At 42.9% G+C, this 14,397-nt stretch carries 15 protein-coding genes; 1 reads left to right on the top strand and 14 read right to left on the bottom strand.

Features of this window, described 5'->3' with window-relative positions:
- Window positions 1–3: 3 nt before the first annotated feature.
- The 14 genes from RS891_RS24155 to RS891_RS24220 form a co-directional block, all read right to left on the bottom strand.
- Window positions 4–882, bottom strand: coding sequence for an amidohydrolase family protein (locus RS891_RS24155; protein WP_315793413.1), 879 nt, complete (start codon window positions 880–882; stop codon window positions 4–6).
- Window position 883: 1 nt separating this feature from the next.
- On the bottom strand, window positions 884–4,039 hold the full coding sequence (locus RS891_RS24160) for a GNAT family N-acetyltransferase (RefSeq protein WP_315793414.1): 3,156 nt from the start codon (window positions 4,037–4,039) through the stop codon (window positions 884–886).
- Window positions 4,040–4,337: 298 nt separating this feature from the next.
- Complete coding sequence (locus tag RS891_RS24165) at window positions 4,338–4,673, bottom strand: type II toxin-antitoxin system PemK/MazF family toxin (RefSeq protein WP_113053576.1); 336 nt, start codon at window positions 4,671–4,673, stop codon at window positions 4,338–4,340.
- Window positions 4,670–4,972, bottom strand: a complete 303-nt coding sequence (locus tag RS891_RS24170; RefSeq protein WP_017687001.1) for an AbrB/MazE/SpoVT family DNA-binding domain-containing protein — start codon at window positions 4,970–4,972, stop codon at window positions 4,670–4,672. Before RS891_RS24170 ends, RS891_RS24165 begins: the two co-directional genes overlap by 4 nt.
- Before the next feature lie 370 nt (window positions 4,973–5,342).
- Window positions 5,343–6,221 carry an EamA family transporter RarD gene (gene rarD / locus RS891_RS24175; RefSeq protein ID WP_315793415.1) on the bottom strand — a complete coding sequence of 293 codons (879 nt, stop codon included), beginning with the start codon at window positions 6,219–6,221 and terminating at the stop codon, window positions 5,343–5,345.
- 104 nt (window positions 6,222–6,325) lie between these two features.
- Complete coding sequence (locus RS891_RS24180) at window positions 6,326–7,114, bottom strand: nucleotidyltransferase domain-containing protein (protein ID WP_315793416.1); 789 nt, start codon at window positions 7,112–7,114, stop codon at window positions 6,326–6,328.
- Between the two features lie 22 nt (window positions 7,115–7,136).
- Window positions 7,137–7,736, bottom strand: a complete 600-nt coding sequence (locus tag RS891_RS24185) for a maltose acetyltransferase domain-containing protein (protein WP_113053574.1) — start codon at window positions 7,734–7,736, stop codon at window positions 7,137–7,139.
- Between the two features lie 64 nt (window positions 7,737–7,800).
- Window positions 7,801–8,244 (bottom strand): GNAT family N-acetyltransferase, encoded by a 444-nt coding sequence (locus tag RS891_RS24190; RefSeq protein WP_113053573.1) that lies wholly within the window; start codon window positions 8,242–8,244, stop codon window positions 7,801–7,803.
- A 302-nt stretch (window positions 8,245–8,546) separates the two neighbouring features.
- Window positions 8,547–9,167 (bottom strand): hypothetical protein, encoded by a 621-nt coding sequence (locus RS891_RS24195; protein WP_315793417.1) that lies wholly within the window; start codon window positions 9,165–9,167, stop codon window positions 8,547–8,549.
- Window positions 9,168–9,729: 562 nt separating this feature from the next.
- A complete protein-coding gene (locus tag RS891_RS24200; RefSeq protein WP_315793418.1) occupies window positions 9,730–10,242 on the bottom strand; it encodes a pilus assembly protein in 513 nt (170 codons plus the stop codon).
- 172 nt (window positions 10,243–10,414) lie between these two features.
- Window positions 10,415–10,732 carry a hypothetical protein gene (locus tag RS891_RS24205; RefSeq protein WP_258530651.1) on the bottom strand — a complete coding sequence of 106 codons (318 nt, stop codon included), beginning with the start codon at window positions 10,730–10,732 and terminating at the stop codon, window positions 10,415–10,417.
- Between the two features lie 44 nt (window positions 10,733–10,776).
- Window positions 10,777–11,211, bottom strand: a complete 435-nt coding sequence (locus tag RS891_RS24210) for a hypothetical protein (protein ID WP_315793419.1) — start codon at window positions 11,209–11,211, stop codon at window positions 10,777–10,779.
- Between the two features lie 169 nt (window positions 11,212–11,380).
- Complete coding sequence (locus RS891_RS24215) at window positions 11,381–11,941, bottom strand: DUF4367 domain-containing protein (protein ID WP_315793420.1); 561 nt, start codon at window positions 11,939–11,941, stop codon at window positions 11,381–11,383.
- A 64-nt stretch (window positions 11,942–12,005) separates the two neighbouring features.
- Window positions 12,006–12,239: an XRE family transcriptional regulator gene (locus RS891_RS24220; RefSeq protein WP_315793421.1), complete on the bottom strand. Its 234-nt coding sequence runs from the start codon at window positions 12,237–12,239 to the stop codon at window positions 12,006–12,008.
- Between the two features lie 264 nt (window positions 12,240–12,503).
- On the opposite strand from RS891_RS24220, the gene RS891_RS24225 reads away from it, so the two are divergent.
- Window positions 12,504–14,264 carry a methyl-accepting chemotaxis protein gene (locus RS891_RS24225; RefSeq protein WP_113053566.1) on the top strand — a complete coding sequence of 587 codons (1,761 nt, stop codon included), beginning with the start codon at window positions 12,504–12,506 and terminating at the stop codon, window positions 14,262–14,264.
- Window positions 14,265–14,397: the final 133 nt, after the last annotated feature.

Raw genomic sequence — 14,397 nt, forward strand, 5'->3', positions numbered from 1 at the left:
TGCTTAACCCAGATCTGTAATTCGCTGTTTAATGCGCGGAAATAAACCAAAAGCATTCTCATAGAATACCTTCTCATGATGCTGCTCCGGCACAAGTCGGCGGACGAATTCTGCATACAGATCGATCGGCGCAAGCGGCCAGTCGGTTCCGAACAGCATTTTCTCGTAATGATCCGAATACACCAGCGCCCGGCGGAAATGATCCATGAATAAGGGCTCGTTCATAAATCGTTCAAAATGGGGCCGATCACCGACAACGAGGCCGGACAGATCTGCGTAAACGTTCGGATTCTTCGCCACGACTTCAGCGGCATCCATCACCCAAGGATCACCCAAATGACAGATCATAAAATTCACACCGCGCTGTTGAAAAGCTAATTCGTCCACGGTCAGCGGATGTGCATATTTGAGCAATCCATTCATCGAGTATGTATCCCCCGTATGAATGACCACCGGCACGTTATACTTTGCTGCGAGTTCATAGACCGGTGTGTAGATTTTGTCATACACGTAGTGATGATAGTACCCCGCATATAGTTTAATTCCGGCTACCTCAGGAGCTTGCAATCGTGCTTCAATCCGGTCCAGCTCGTCCTGAGCGTTTTCACCACCTAGGTGGTTTGGATTAATGCCGACGCATTCCATGAGGAATGAAGGAACCGTTTCTTCCAAATCAAGTCCCATCGGGTTGGGAGAGCTGGAATCCGGGAATGCTCCCTTTGTCTGCTCCGTAACCCCCATTCCGATGCCAAGAATCACGTCGTTCTTATCAAACTCCGCCTTGAGGCCAGCGGCAGAATAATCCACTTTCGATAAATCTATTGCCGTTCGATGAAAGCTGTCGATGTCCGACAGATGAATGTGAATATCAATAATCGGCATGTTAAGCCTCCTTTTCACCTTTTGAAGTTGCAAAGTTTAGCTGCAGAAGGCCTCGTACATCCTCCGGATTCAGAGGGATTTCTCCCAAGATCAGATAGGTCGGCTCTGTCCAGGCCGTTTCCCCATTCGACAGTGTCAGATGATGATTCACATTAAGACCCGTCACCTGGTTGTTGGCAAATGCCCAAGCACTCTGATTCGGGTAACGGTTCACCGCATGCAGCATATTTTTACGCGAAACCGATCCTACTCGCAAAAGATTTTCGAGTGGCAGGCCAACATCCACCTTGCCTAGAGGGAATCGATCTTTACCTGGTTGCTCTATCCAACCTTCCGTAAACACAGGTGAAGGCTGAATAAAACGCTCCTCTGCAAGAGAGTAATTTGTCAGCAGCAGGCCGCTTTCGTTTGTCATTTCAATCAACGTACAGAGCACGGGAACGCCTGGCAGCATCAGATAGTGCTGATTAATAGTTATACCCCGATTGGCTTCATGTTTTTCAATTCGGGTGGTCAGCTTGATTCCCTTCCAGACGTTGCCGGATTGATCCTTGTGCTCTGTCCATGAAGCGTTTCTCTGTTCCGCTTGGCGGCTGAAGCCGTTCATGCCCGGAATGCCCACACCCAGTCCGCCGTACCACGGATTCCACCACGAACGTGGTGCTGGTTCAGGATACGAGCTATCCAGCCATTCTTCCCCCAGATATTTCAGAGAGTGTACAACGCTTCCGAAGTTCGGAGCCACAGCAATAGATAATACACCATTGTTCACGGTATACAAAGTCCCCGTTGGACCTTCTTCGCTCACACGCTCAACATCTGTTCCGTTCTGAGGAAACCAGAGGGCTGTTCGCTCCTGAATTCGATCCTCCCCACGGTATACCCCACGGACCTTCCATCCACCTTTGTGCGCTTCATGAAGATTCGTTTTCTCAGGGATGAACTCCACCTTTGCCATATCCAACTGCTGTTCCGAATTGAATTCCGTAGTCGTTGCCAAGTACTCCGGTTCGCCACCCTGCTGAACATATAGTTCCAGCTTGCCAGCGAGCGAAACCAGCTTACGTTCGGTCAACTCCACCTTTAGCGCTTCCGGAGTAAATGGATCACCACCACTCAGTGTCAAATCAAGGTGACTATCCAGGAACGGGATAATCGGATTATGCTGCTTCCGGGCAAACGCACGGAAATCCGACCATTTGGCAAAGGTGTTTAGGGCAAACACGGTTTCCTTGGTTCGTCCCACAGCCCCTGCCTCCAGGCGTCCGATCTCATGCTGCAATCCGAGCGTGTATTCCGGCCGAATCAGCTTGAGGGAAGGATCCCAATAGATGCCGCACGCACCATACTCCTCCTTGCAGAACAGCCAGTTCTCCGTAATCTGTGCACTATCCCAGTGGTTCGGATCACCTGCATAATCATCACTCATATCTACGAATCGGCCCTGATAAGGAAGGATTAATCCGTTTCCGTAAAATCCAAAATTGTTCATGAGGAATATATCCTCTTCCCATGCTGTGCCTCGTGTATTTTCAATCTCATGATGGAATTCGGCAATTCCGTTTGAAGACAGCTTGACGACAGACTTGATGTGTAAGCCAGGGAAATCCTCCGAGTCATAAACGGCCTCGAAAATCTGCCGCTCTCCCTCCGGATAGATGTTTACTTCTCTGGCTTGTTTCTTGGACAGCTCTTCTGCGTACGGCTTGCCCAGCTTCGGATAGGTCCACCAGAATGAGTGCCGTGACCCAGGGTATTCAATCCACATAATATTATCCTGCTTGTTCATATGGAGAGAGAATGCGCCGTTTACAGCTATCCACTGGTCTCCGTTCTCCCCGCCATAACGTCCTTCTGTCCCCTTCATTAACACAGACAGCTTGGTTGTATAAGTAACCGCCTGTCTATCCGTCGGAACAGCCGTTACCATTACTTCTCGCGAATAGAGACCATACGAACGCAAAGTGAAGGCTACGGGTACAGATGCTTTGCCTTTTGCAGGGACCGTAAAGCTCACCGAACGTTCTGCCCACTCCAGGAATTCTTCTTCTGGCAAGTCAAAAGTGAACACTGCTTCGGAATCAAAATTATTCTCCACGTTCAGGTATAGCTCAGCAGGAATGCCTGTATAGAGCTCTTTTACGGGCAACGCCGTGTCGATCTTGGCCGGAAATTTCGGGGCAACACCCATACGAAACTCGGCTTTTCTGCCACCGATCAGCCATGTGCTCGCGACAACGGGATGGGTCTTATTCTGACTTTGCTCCTCCTGAACCGGATCAAGGTAGAATTCGCCCTCCACGATTACCGTTTCTCCCGGAGCAACCGCTCTTGCATCGTCCAGGGCAAAACGGATATTTTTGTTGTCCTGGCCCTTGATCTCGAACTTCAGCTCGGATGCTGAGCGGTTCGTGATCCGGTAGCGAACCTTGTATGCGGAACCAAATACGAGGTCATGATCGTCGATCTCTGTGGAAATTTCGTAATCCGGTGTTTCAAGAGCTGTCAGCCCGCGACCAGACTTCTCGAATTCGGCTCGCAAGGAGATATCTCCCTTTTGCCAGGAATAATCAAAGAAATCGAAACCACGCTCCCGACGGCCATCCGGTTCAATGACGAGTTCGCGAGTGCTGTCTGCGTACCAGTCCAGCTCCTCAAAATAGGGAGCAAGTGCTTCCGTCTGCAAAATGGTCGGGATGAAGTTCATCAGATGCACATTATCATCCTTTTTCTCCCAGAAGAACCCGCATTTTTTGTACATTGGTACAGCCTTGGTGTTACCTGCCCACGTGAACAGATCCAGGCGTGGCCATCCCGCTTCCACGGTCTTGCGAACAGCGTTCAGAATCAGATTGCGTCCGACTTTGTAGCCGTGATAATCGGGGCGCACATTCAACAGCGGTACATACAGGGCATTCTCGTCATAGCGGTAGTGGGCAAAACTACAGAAGCCAACAACCTCTTTCTCATGAACGGCAAGAAATACATGAAGATTGGACGAATTCTCCATCTCCCGGCGAACGGTATCCTCTGTTCTCTGGTTGGTTCCACCTCCCCAACTTTCATTGCTGCGGTTCCACATATCAGCGACTGCGGCAGCGTAGGAGGGATCGTATTCGATAATGCGGATTTGTTCCATAATCGAAGTTACTGTCATATTTGGATCTCCTTATCTTTATCTATAGGATGGTCTTCGTGATCATTCGATATGGCCTTTGCCCGATAGCCGCAGAGATAATACAGGCCATGTTTGAAGAAGCTAGCGATAGTCTTATCATACTATAAATGGAAACATTTTCAGAGGATTAAAATCTTTCTTTTCAACTTATAGATGCCTTTCGAATGCTCTTGTTCGGAGTGTCAGTGATGGACGAATAAATTTAGGTATGAAAGAAAAAATCCACGTCTCTGAGTTAGACGTGGATTTAGGTATACGAACAGCTAATAATCTTCAATTATGCCAATATAGAACGGACATTGCGTAGAACTGATTTCATAAATTCAGAGGTTGGTTCGGCATGCCCCGCAATTTGGATACGTCGTTGCCGCACATCAAGACTCTTCAACTGATCCGTCAAAACAACACCTGAAAATGGCAGGTCTTCTGGTAGTGTAACTTCAAAAGGATAATCCTTGGCTTGGCTCGTTATGGGACATACAACGGCAAAACCCGTTATTTCATTGAATTCAAGTTCCGATAGAACAATAGCCGGTCGTCTCCCGGCTTGCTCATGACCCACTTGAGGATCAAAGTCAAGCCATATCAGATCGCCTCGCTTGGGAATAATCAAAGTAACTCGTTCCCTTCAGTGCCAAAGTCTATTTCTTCATGTCTTGTATCCTGTTTCACTTTAGAGAGCAAAGTCTTTAGATGGTTACGTAGTTCCTCATTGGACTCTACAGGCTTGGTTTTTGGACGCAACAACAATTCATTATCTTCTGTCACCAAAATCTCAATTTCCGAGCCTTCTTCCAGATTAAGACGCTTAAGCAATTGGTTAGGAATGCGAATTGCACTGCTATTTCCCCATTTGCTAAGTGTGGCTGTAGTCATGGCAATCCCACGCCTTTCGTTTGATTGATGCTCCAATTATACCTCACCTCTCTACAGTTGTATATCCATATGATATACATAAAACAATAAAAGGATACATTGCTTTCTACCGTAAAATAATGATTGTAAAGCCTATGATTACCTATAGATATACCATTGATATAAAGCAAAATGATCTAGGAACCCTCGTTTGGTCTAAACGAGGGTTCCTAGATCATCCCCAACAAAAAAAACAGCTGTAAGCCTTAGATGAAAAAATAAAGTCCAGACTGCCTCTGTTTTATGGAGCTATCGTTCCAACGTAGTGCGCTCAGGTACGCCTGATAACACTACAAACAAAAAATGGCTCTTATCCGCCTTATCGGACGGAAAGAGCCATTTTGATGATACCGGGGTACTGTGGCCATCAACTCGCCTTCGCGAGTTTCGCGCCGCGAATCGATGCTGTAGCGTATACGACGAGCGCTGTCCAGATGAGAGCAAAGCCTACGAGTAGAACCGGCGAAACCGATTCCTTGAATACGAATATGCTCAGCAAAAGCATGATCGTCGGCCCGATGTATTGAACGAAGCCGAGCGTTGACAGCGACATCCGGGCGGCTGCTCGCGCAAAAAAGAGCAGCGGTAGCGCCGTGACCACGCCGGAAAGAAGCAATTCAATGAACGTCGGTGCAGGCAGCGTCCATGCCGTCGTTTTCCCCACGACGGCCAAATAGATCCAGTAGCCGAGCGCGACAGGCAGGACTACAGCCGTCTCCGAGAATAAACCTATAGAAGCGTCTTGCTTGATCTTCTTCTTCGCCAGGCCGTACAAACCAAATGACGCAGCCAGCGAGATCGCAACCCACGGAAACCGTCCATAGTCAATCGCGATGATAAGCACCGCTGCGCCAGCGATGGCAATTGCAAGCCATTGGCCGCGGTTTGGCTTCTCACGAAGGAAGGCGACCGCTAACAGCACGTTCAGCAACGGATTCAAATAATAGCCAAGGCTTGTCTCTACGACATGGCCGTTGTTGACCGCCCAGATGAAGATGAGCCAATTAACCGCGATCAGCATTCCGCTGGCGGTGAGCGACAGCAGGAGCGAGCGGTTAGTTGCAATCCGCTTTATATCACCCCAGCGACGCTGGGCGGCGACCAGAATACCCATAAAAACAAACGACCATACAACCCGATGCGACAAAATCTCACCTGCCGGAACTTCGCTAAACAACTTCCAATAAAGCGGGAGAACCCCCCACATGATATACGCAATAATAGCGTTGACTAACCCGTTATTCATAATCATTTTTCCCCTCTTCTTGCTCTGATGTCTCAACGGATTATACGTCTTGAACCTCTTTCAAGTAAAGGAAAATAATGAACGGTCCGATAACTGTTATGGTATTAAAGATCAGCTACAGGCACATGTCCGGTCATCCAGTTCAGTTCGCTATCCAGCATAAATCGAATATGCCATCCTTTCTCTGACTGAGGCCATTGATGAAATTGTGTGACACACTCATATAAAACTTCGACGCTTTCCTTCGATTTATCTTTAAGTACGTTATTTATGATTACATGAAGATCATTGGGTTTGTTATTGACGCCTTCCAGCACTTTCATAAACCATTTATGATAAGGATAGACAACTTCGTTATAGGCCAAAATGAGCCGCCCCGCAAATAAAACGAAATTAGTCGCTGAAAATTCAATTACATAAGGCTCTTTCTTTTTTAACCCTTCATAGAACATCCATCTCCAGCCTTCAAATTGCGCATGAAACTTTTCCATCGTTTCGTTTTTCCGCTCAATCGGATAGCGTGATGCCGCTTGTACCAACTCTTCTAAGCCGATTATTTCACTATAACTCACTATTGCATCCTTGAAGGCAAAGCGAGCTGGTTCACTGCCAGATTCGGCTACTTTTTTAATGTACGAAATCGAGGTGTATTTTCCATCCACGTAGCCGCCATCATAAGGTGTTGACTCCGTTTCATGGTAATGAATATCCCCGCTTTCTAATAACGAACGATAATGCTCATCCGACACGACCAACATAAGGTCTATATCCGAATCTTCTTTTGCAAAACCATGCGCAACGGACCCGCCTACAATGACAGCCAAGATTTCTTCCTTAACCTTGAGTTTGTCGGTAATCGTTTGAATAGCCGTTTGGTGATGTGGATACATCATGAATAGCCCCTTTAACGTGAAATTATGGTTGCACCTTCCGATTTTTATAATAGTACGTTTTGTCTTCTTCCGTAATTAGTCGCAGAACTTTGCAGGGATTGCCTACTGCAACCACGTTTGGCGGAATATCCTTCGTGACGATGCTGCCTGCGCCTATTACACTATTCTTTCCTATCGTTACACCCGGATTAATGACTGCACCGCTACCAATCCACACATTATCTTCAATAACAACGGGAAATGCATACATTTGCCCTGTTGCACGCAACTCTGCATCGACGGGATGTCCGGTCGTAGATATCGTAACATTAGGGGCGAATAAGACTCCATTGCCAATCGTAACCGTTGTGTCATCCACGATTGTAAGATTGAAATTTACATAGACATTATCACCAATAAACGTGTTAGAGCCATAGGCAAAGTGAATGGGTGGTTCAATCCAGCAATTTATGCCCAAGCTTCCAAAAAGTTGCTTAGCCAATGCTTCACGTTTGGCCACCTCGGACGGTCTCGTTTGGTTAAAGTCGTATACCAGTTCTTTTCCCTTAAGCCGTTCCTCCGGCAAGCCTTCTCCCATGTCTGTAAACAACAATCCATTTTTTATATTTTCACGCTGTGTCATTTTTTCACGTTCCTTTCTACATATTTGTATTTTTCAAATGGAACTTCAAAAGTTGATTTACATATTAGTCAAACTTAATAGCCTTATCAAAGCAGTATGAATCTTTATCATAACCATTATGCTCATAAAAAGCATGGGCTTCAGCTCGCTTGAATCCGCTGCATAAAATAATACTAGATATTCCGAATTCTTTAGCATAATTTTCAGTGTGTCTTAATAGTTTGGTACCGACCCCACGATGCTGAAATTCCTTTTTAACGGCCAGAGCTTGTATATGTAAATAACCAATCGGAACCCCTATGGATAATGCCTGAACTATAGTTACAAAACCAACCACATCATTTTCAAATAATGCAACAAATGTTTTGTAATCCCCGGCCGCATTCATTTTTTCTGTAGTAGCTCGAAAATTTTCCTCATTAACAGTGCGAATCTCAAGCACATCGTTCCATAAAAAAACAACTTCAGTATAATCATTCGCTGCAATTTCTCGTATCTTAATTTCCATGCCTATTCTCCCTTAATAGAAATGTTCATTAGAGCATTCGATAATTGATGAAGCAATCCTGCCCGTTAGAGCCTCGCGAACGTGATGTAATCGATTCGGACAGGCTCTGCCGATTCGATCCGAAGTGCCCGATTGATCTGTCCCCGGTGATATTGCCCATGTAAGAGAACCTGCAACAGGATGTCCGGAAGGGAACCCCGTTTTGATTCGCGTAGTCGATCATTTCGTCCAACTTAGATTCCTCAAGCCCTTCGATATAGACGTGATATTGCTCAGCGTTGTCTTCGAACATCTTCCGGATCTTAACGTAAATCCGTAAGGACTTGTCTCGCATAAGCATCCCAGTCTGCTTCATCTGTGTTAATCTCTAAAGTTGGAATCAATGATTGTTTCGTAGCCATTCGAAGATTTTCTTGATTATCTAAAAACGTTTCACATACTTGGGGAGTAGTAGAATTTCCCATCACATATGACTTCCAAGCTTCACCGCGACTTTCAATATACCTTGGCTCAACTGCATCCGGGGTCAAGGTTAAGAGTACACAATGTGCATTCATCATGAATAGACGTTTCTCAAGCAACTCAATCTCAGGAGAGGCTTTAAATGCGGCTCTATGATTTACATGAAACCTCTCTAAAAGAAAAAATATACCTTTGGATGGTTTGGAATGACCCAGAGAGTTAATCCAATCGTATTGTTGTTCAAGATAATCAACATGTCGACTTAGAAGTGAAATATGTTCATCCTTATCCATGGATCTTAAAACACCTTGGTATGAATGCAATACTTGTGAATAGTGTTCACTTACTGCAACTATAGTTTTTTCACTATTCGGTGTTTGACTATGTAATCTCTTTATAGCAGAAAATAATGATGTTTTTCCTACAGTAGACATCCCTTCGATAACTACACCCCGAATCATCTTCCTACTCCTCCTAAGCTTCGTAGTATTCTGCCCTTTAGTATACTTAGTGCCGTGAACTAACCTGCCCGTTAGTTCAATGATTTATTAGTTACATCATTCGGAATTGAATCATCATTATAACGATAAGAGAAGAAATGCAGCTTAGTATTGCAATCAGAATATGAAGACAACTGAATGAAATTTTTTCTATAAAAATTCTTTCTTTTCTTTGAATGAAACACGAGTAAATTAACACAGTGATCACAATGGGCAGATAATGATATAGATCCGGTCCATCCTTACTGGGTAATACTTTATTAATATAGCCACTTATTGTTTCATCAATGATCATAAATGTATATATAACTCCGATTAACGCTGAAATAAAAAACTGAAATGCTAACTGAACTAGATTTTTCTTTATAAACAAGGGACCAATTTTTCGGTATAGATCATTGACCATTATGTATTTGTTGCCTCCTCACTTTTTGAATAACACTCCTCCTATATTTTACCACATAGATCGTTCTATTGATTTCGTGCAGCGATACCTCAAATTAAAACTAACCTGCCCGTTAGTTCAATAAGACAGAGGAGCAGTATCGTCCGGGTCTGAACCAGCTGCTCCCCATACTTCCCCATCAACGTTATAACCGCCACCGCTCCATTGAAGCAAGTAGCCTCCAGTACGCATGCCTTGTGAGAAACCTTGATTAATATTTATCCAATCCGAAGATTCCCCGGCAGCAATCGTTATAGCGAAATACACTTTACTAGTTTCTAAATGTGTTAAACTAACATTGACTTCGTGTCTACTATTGTTCTTCATTAGAAGTTTTATATGTACAAATTCCGGATTTATTGAAAAGGGTTGCTGTACCGTTGCGCCCCCAGAAGCAATATAGTGCGAGGGTTTATCCTCTTCTTCACTTAAAGAATTAGTAAGAATTGGACTTGTTGACTTGCTTGATAATACACCAGACTTTGGAGTAGAGGTATTCTCTTGAGTTGAACTTGTTGAATCACAGGCAGTTAAGGTCGCTGTTGTTAAAGATAATAATAAAACAGCAAAAAAAAGCCCCTTTTTTTTCACAACTTTATCCCTCGTATTCTTTTATTAGTTATTCTAGAACCTATAAGACGTTCCTCGTTATTAATAACGCTATCAAATCAATGAGAGTTACATCTGTAATTCACAAAATGGCACTGAGTTAACCTGTTAGTATATTTTATTGTTCAGTTTAGATTTTGCTGAACCTTTCACTTCATAAGGATAAATGATCATCCTCTACTTCTCCAGATAAGTTAAATATCATTTGATACATTGCAGCATATACTTCTTTATAGTGTACTCTAAGTGTAATTACTACATGATTATAGCCATCATCTGGCCAATTAGTAATACGAAGTGATACACTATCCACGAACAACTCTATTTTATTTGGATCATATTCGGGGAATTCTTTTTTAAAATCATCATTACATTCTTTCTTATAATTATTAAAGTAGTTCCAAAATCCTGAGTAACTCCGATCTTCTAAATTATACTCTTCAACAAAATCTTTTATTTCTTGAACATTCATATTAATAGCCCCCACTCTTATTCGACGTAAGAATTCAACTAAGATTATTTAACAAGAATTTCAATTGGATTCATTGTTAATGAGATATCACCATCAATATTTACAAGAAGATTTTGTTTCCCTTTTTTTGTTACTATAAATTCATCTTCAACCTCAACGAGTTGACCTGACTTAAACTCAGTTAAGTATGCCATATCCTTATAATTACGCTCCTCGTTACTACCCGAAAAGTAAAAACGAATGATTGGTTTTCCATGGAAAACTTCAACGGGTTGAATACCCGTATATTTAAGAGTCCCTTTTACTTTTATTGCTTCACCAGTAACTATATTAGTTGGGGTTGTTACTTCGAGAACAAAATCAGATGCTACTACACTTTGAGTCACAATTTCTTCATTTTTTTCTGTTAATGAACACCCAGCAAATATCATCGGTACCACTAATACCAACATTAAGATCCAACTACTCTTTTTTGTCACATCATATCACCTCTCTCATACTACAACGGATTTATATAGAATTTGTTGCTTAATTTCAAGAATACAAGTCATTCCGCTTTCGTAGTCTACTTAAAGTCAAATAAAATAGGCTTCCATGTAAGCTGGCAGCCTTAATTACTTTCCTTTTCCGTTAGTTTGAATTACTGAATCATCTCATTGATTTTGCTAACGCGATCATTTCCTCTTTAGTTAATTCTCCGCTGTCCATTTCAATGAAAGTATCATTTTGTACCCATCGTAGGTATCCGCCTGGTATATGGTTAGCCCATGGTTCAAATCGCCCCTCTATTCCATTTATGTTCATTTTCTCTCCATGTTCATTAAATTTAAAATCCTCGATTATAGTTCGTGTTGTACTTGATCGGTTACGGACATCGACGTTAGTGACAACTCGGTTTACTTTATATCCAATCGCCTTATGTTCTTCAATTCCAAACAAATATGTCTGTCCTGATTCATCAAAAAAATGAAGTCTAACTTTTGAAACGGATGGACTACTAACAAACGGGTATGGCTCCTTAATTTCTAATTTATAGTTTTCAACCAAGTAAGACGGCGTAAAGAGTTTGAAATCCGCAACAGTTTGCAGCTTGTCCAAATCCACATTTGAAAAAGCTTGCGTAGGTTTAGCAGATGTGATGAGTAAGTCATTGTTGATTCCAACAGCAAGCGTAAGGACAAAAATTAATGAAACAATCTGTTTAAGCAAGGACATTCCCTCCAAATTTTATGAATCACGTATTTATTTCTAAAAAAACCTACTACTTATTTCATTAGTCTCCCATTACTTCATAATCATTCGGAATTAATTCATACAAGGCACGAACATCACAACCGACGGTATCGGCGATCGATATGGCAATTTTGAGTGGCATCACTCTTTTGTTTTCAATAAAGTCATAAACTCGTTCCGGTTTAAAAAGCAATTCCTTTGCCAGCCATTCCGCTGACTTTCCGGTTTCCTTCAATCGTTCATTCAGTAAGCAACGTCCTAGTTCAAATTTCAAGAAACGATGACCTCCTTCATAAGATCACATTTAACCTTAAGCGTAGTCCATTAACAGCATTTCTATACAAAACCAAAAACTAACACAAACTCCCAGTCGTAATGTTTTTAGTAGGTCAAGTGGATTTAGATAAGAGGAAAGGTATAGATCAAGGACTTCATTTTACAGTATATTTTTTCGATATATTATGTACAGACTTTTATTTTAAATTTTAACTATTGAAGTTATGGGAGCTGTAAATTGATGTGTTGAGGGGGAAATGTAGTGAAGACAAAGATTGTATCCATACTAAAAATGAGATCTTTGAGAACAAAGTTAGTCACTCTATGTTTGGCTATACTAATTGTGCCCACGATCGTGATAGGGTTCACTTCGTATACGGTTTCGAAAAATGAAATGAATGAATCAGGCAAGGCAGCACTTGAAAATAGTGTGAATATGGTTATTGGCATGATTAGCCTCCTCAATGAGCAAGTAGAGAGCGGAGATTTAACATTGGAACAAGCACAGGAAAAACTCCGCGCCGAACTGCTCGGTGAAAAAAATGCAGATAATAAGCGGCCTGTAAAAAGTGAATATACTGTAGGGAAAACAGGATATCCATGGGCAGTTGATAAGGTTGCTCATTCCGTGATGAATCCTTCAAATGAAGGTCAGGATTTGACAGATGTCGTGACGGAAGATGGCGTGTATTTGGGAAAAGAGCTTGTTAAGGTTGGGTCAGCCGGAGGGGGATTTGTCACCTACAAGTGGGCTCTACCCGATACTGGTGAAATAGAAACCAAAGTTTCATATGTTGAAATGGATCCACATTGGGGCTGGATCGTCGGTTCTGGTGCATATTTAAGTGAGTTCAACAGCGGTGCAACCCAAGTACTCTATCTTGTAATAATGGTTACGGCAGTTGCAGTAGTTCTCGGATCAGTTATCGTCAGCATTGTCTCAGGGCGTCTAACGAAGCCTATCCTTAAGATCGCAAAGCGACTGAAGTCAGTTGCGGACGGTGATCTGACCGTTGAAGAAGTCAAAATTAAGTCCAAAGATGAAATAGGTGAGCTGTCTAAAGACTTTAATGAAATGATTAAAAACATGAGATATCTTATTAGACAAGTCGATCTTTCCACAAAGCAGGTAGCTTCATCCTCCAAAGAATTGAACCTTGGAGCAGAGCACACCAGTCAAGCAACTGAGAATATCACCATTTCGATCCAAGAATCCGCAGTCGGCGCACAAGAGCAACAAATGATGCTTCAAAGAACAACCAACTCACTCGAGGAAATATCAATTGGTATCCAGCGAATAGCGGAAAGTTCATCAACTATTGCTGATTCTTCTGTTGATGCGATGGAATTGGCGAATATAGGTAGTACTGCCATAGAGCACACGACGAAGCAAATGAACCTGATTAACCATTCCGTTAATGAAACCGATGTAGTAATGAGGATGCTTGATGAACGCAGCCAGCAGATCGGTACGATGCTACATGCCATTACGGATATCGCAAACCAGACTAACCTTCTGGCTTTAAATGCTTCGATTGAGGCTGCCCGTGCAGGAGAAGAAGGCCGCGGTTTCTCCGTAGTTGCTGCTGAAGTAAGAAAACTTGCTGAACAATCGAATCAGTCATCCGGGCAGATTTCCACGTTGATTCATGATATGCGTACAGATATAGAGCAATCTCTCAAAACGTTGGAACGAGTTAAACAGGACGTCGACTCCGGTATACAGATTGCTAGTGAGACAGAACAACAGTTCAACAAAATTGTGGGGTCCACAAACTTTATTGCGCAACAAACGGAAGAACTCGCCAGTGTTACACAGCAGATAACTGCAAGTGTCCAGGAAATAACAGCGGGTCAAGAGCAAGTCTCCAATCTTGCGCTTCAAGCTGCAGACCATTCACAAAATATAGCTGCATCTTCAGAAGAACAACTGGCTTCAATGGAGCAAATTACGAGCCTAGCCACAACCTTGTCGGATATGTCACAGCAGTTAGAGCGTTTGACAATCCAATTTAAGTATTAATCACTAAAAATTTGCGACTGCACTTGCAGTTATAGACTAACCTAAGTTAATTGAACAAAGGCAGCCGATCACGTTGTCGGCTGCCTCCTTGTTTTTATTGAGTTATCGTATCACGTTAGTTTAAAGAAGCATC

The sequence above is a fragment of the Paenibacillus sp. BIC5C1 genome (genome assembly GCF_032399705.1).
GTDB lineage: Bacteria > Bacillota > Bacilli > Paenibacillales > Paenibacillaceae > Paenibacillus > Paenibacillus taichungensis_A.

What these genes read in the sequence shown, in the direction of transcription:
- RS891_RS24155 (WP_315793413.1), bottom strand. Translation starts at nt 882, where the DNA reads ATGCCGATTATTGATATTCACATTCATCTGTCGGACATCGACAGCTTT.
- RS891_RS24160 (WP_315793414.1), bottom strand. Translation starts at nt 4,039, where the DNA reads ATGACAGTAACTTCGATTATGGAACAAATCCGCATTATCGAATACGAT.
- rarD (WP_315793415.1), bottom strand. Translation starts at nt 6,221, where the DNA reads ATGAATAACGGGTTAGTCAACGCTATTATTGCGTATATCATGTGGGGG.
- RS891_RS24180 (WP_315793416.1), bottom strand. Translation starts at nt 7,114, where the DNA reads ATGATGTATCCACATCACCAAACGGCTATTCAAACGATTACCGACAAA.
- RS891_RS24185 (WP_113053574.1), bottom strand. Translation starts at nt 7,736, where the DNA reads ATGACACAGCGTGAAAATATAAAAAATGGATTGTTGTTTACAGACATG.
- RS891_RS24190 (WP_113053573.1), bottom strand. Translation starts at nt 8,244, where the DNA reads ATGGAAATTAAGATACGAGAAATTGCAGCGAATGATTATACTGAAGTT.
- RS891_RS24195 (WP_315793417.1), bottom strand. Translation starts at nt 9,167, where the DNA reads ATGATTCGGGGTGTAGTTATCGAAGGGATGTCTACTGTAGGAAAAACA.
- RS891_RS24205 (WP_258530651.1), bottom strand. Translation starts at nt 10,732, where the DNA reads ATGAATGTTCAAGAAATAAAAGATTTTGTTGAAGAGTATAATTTAGAA.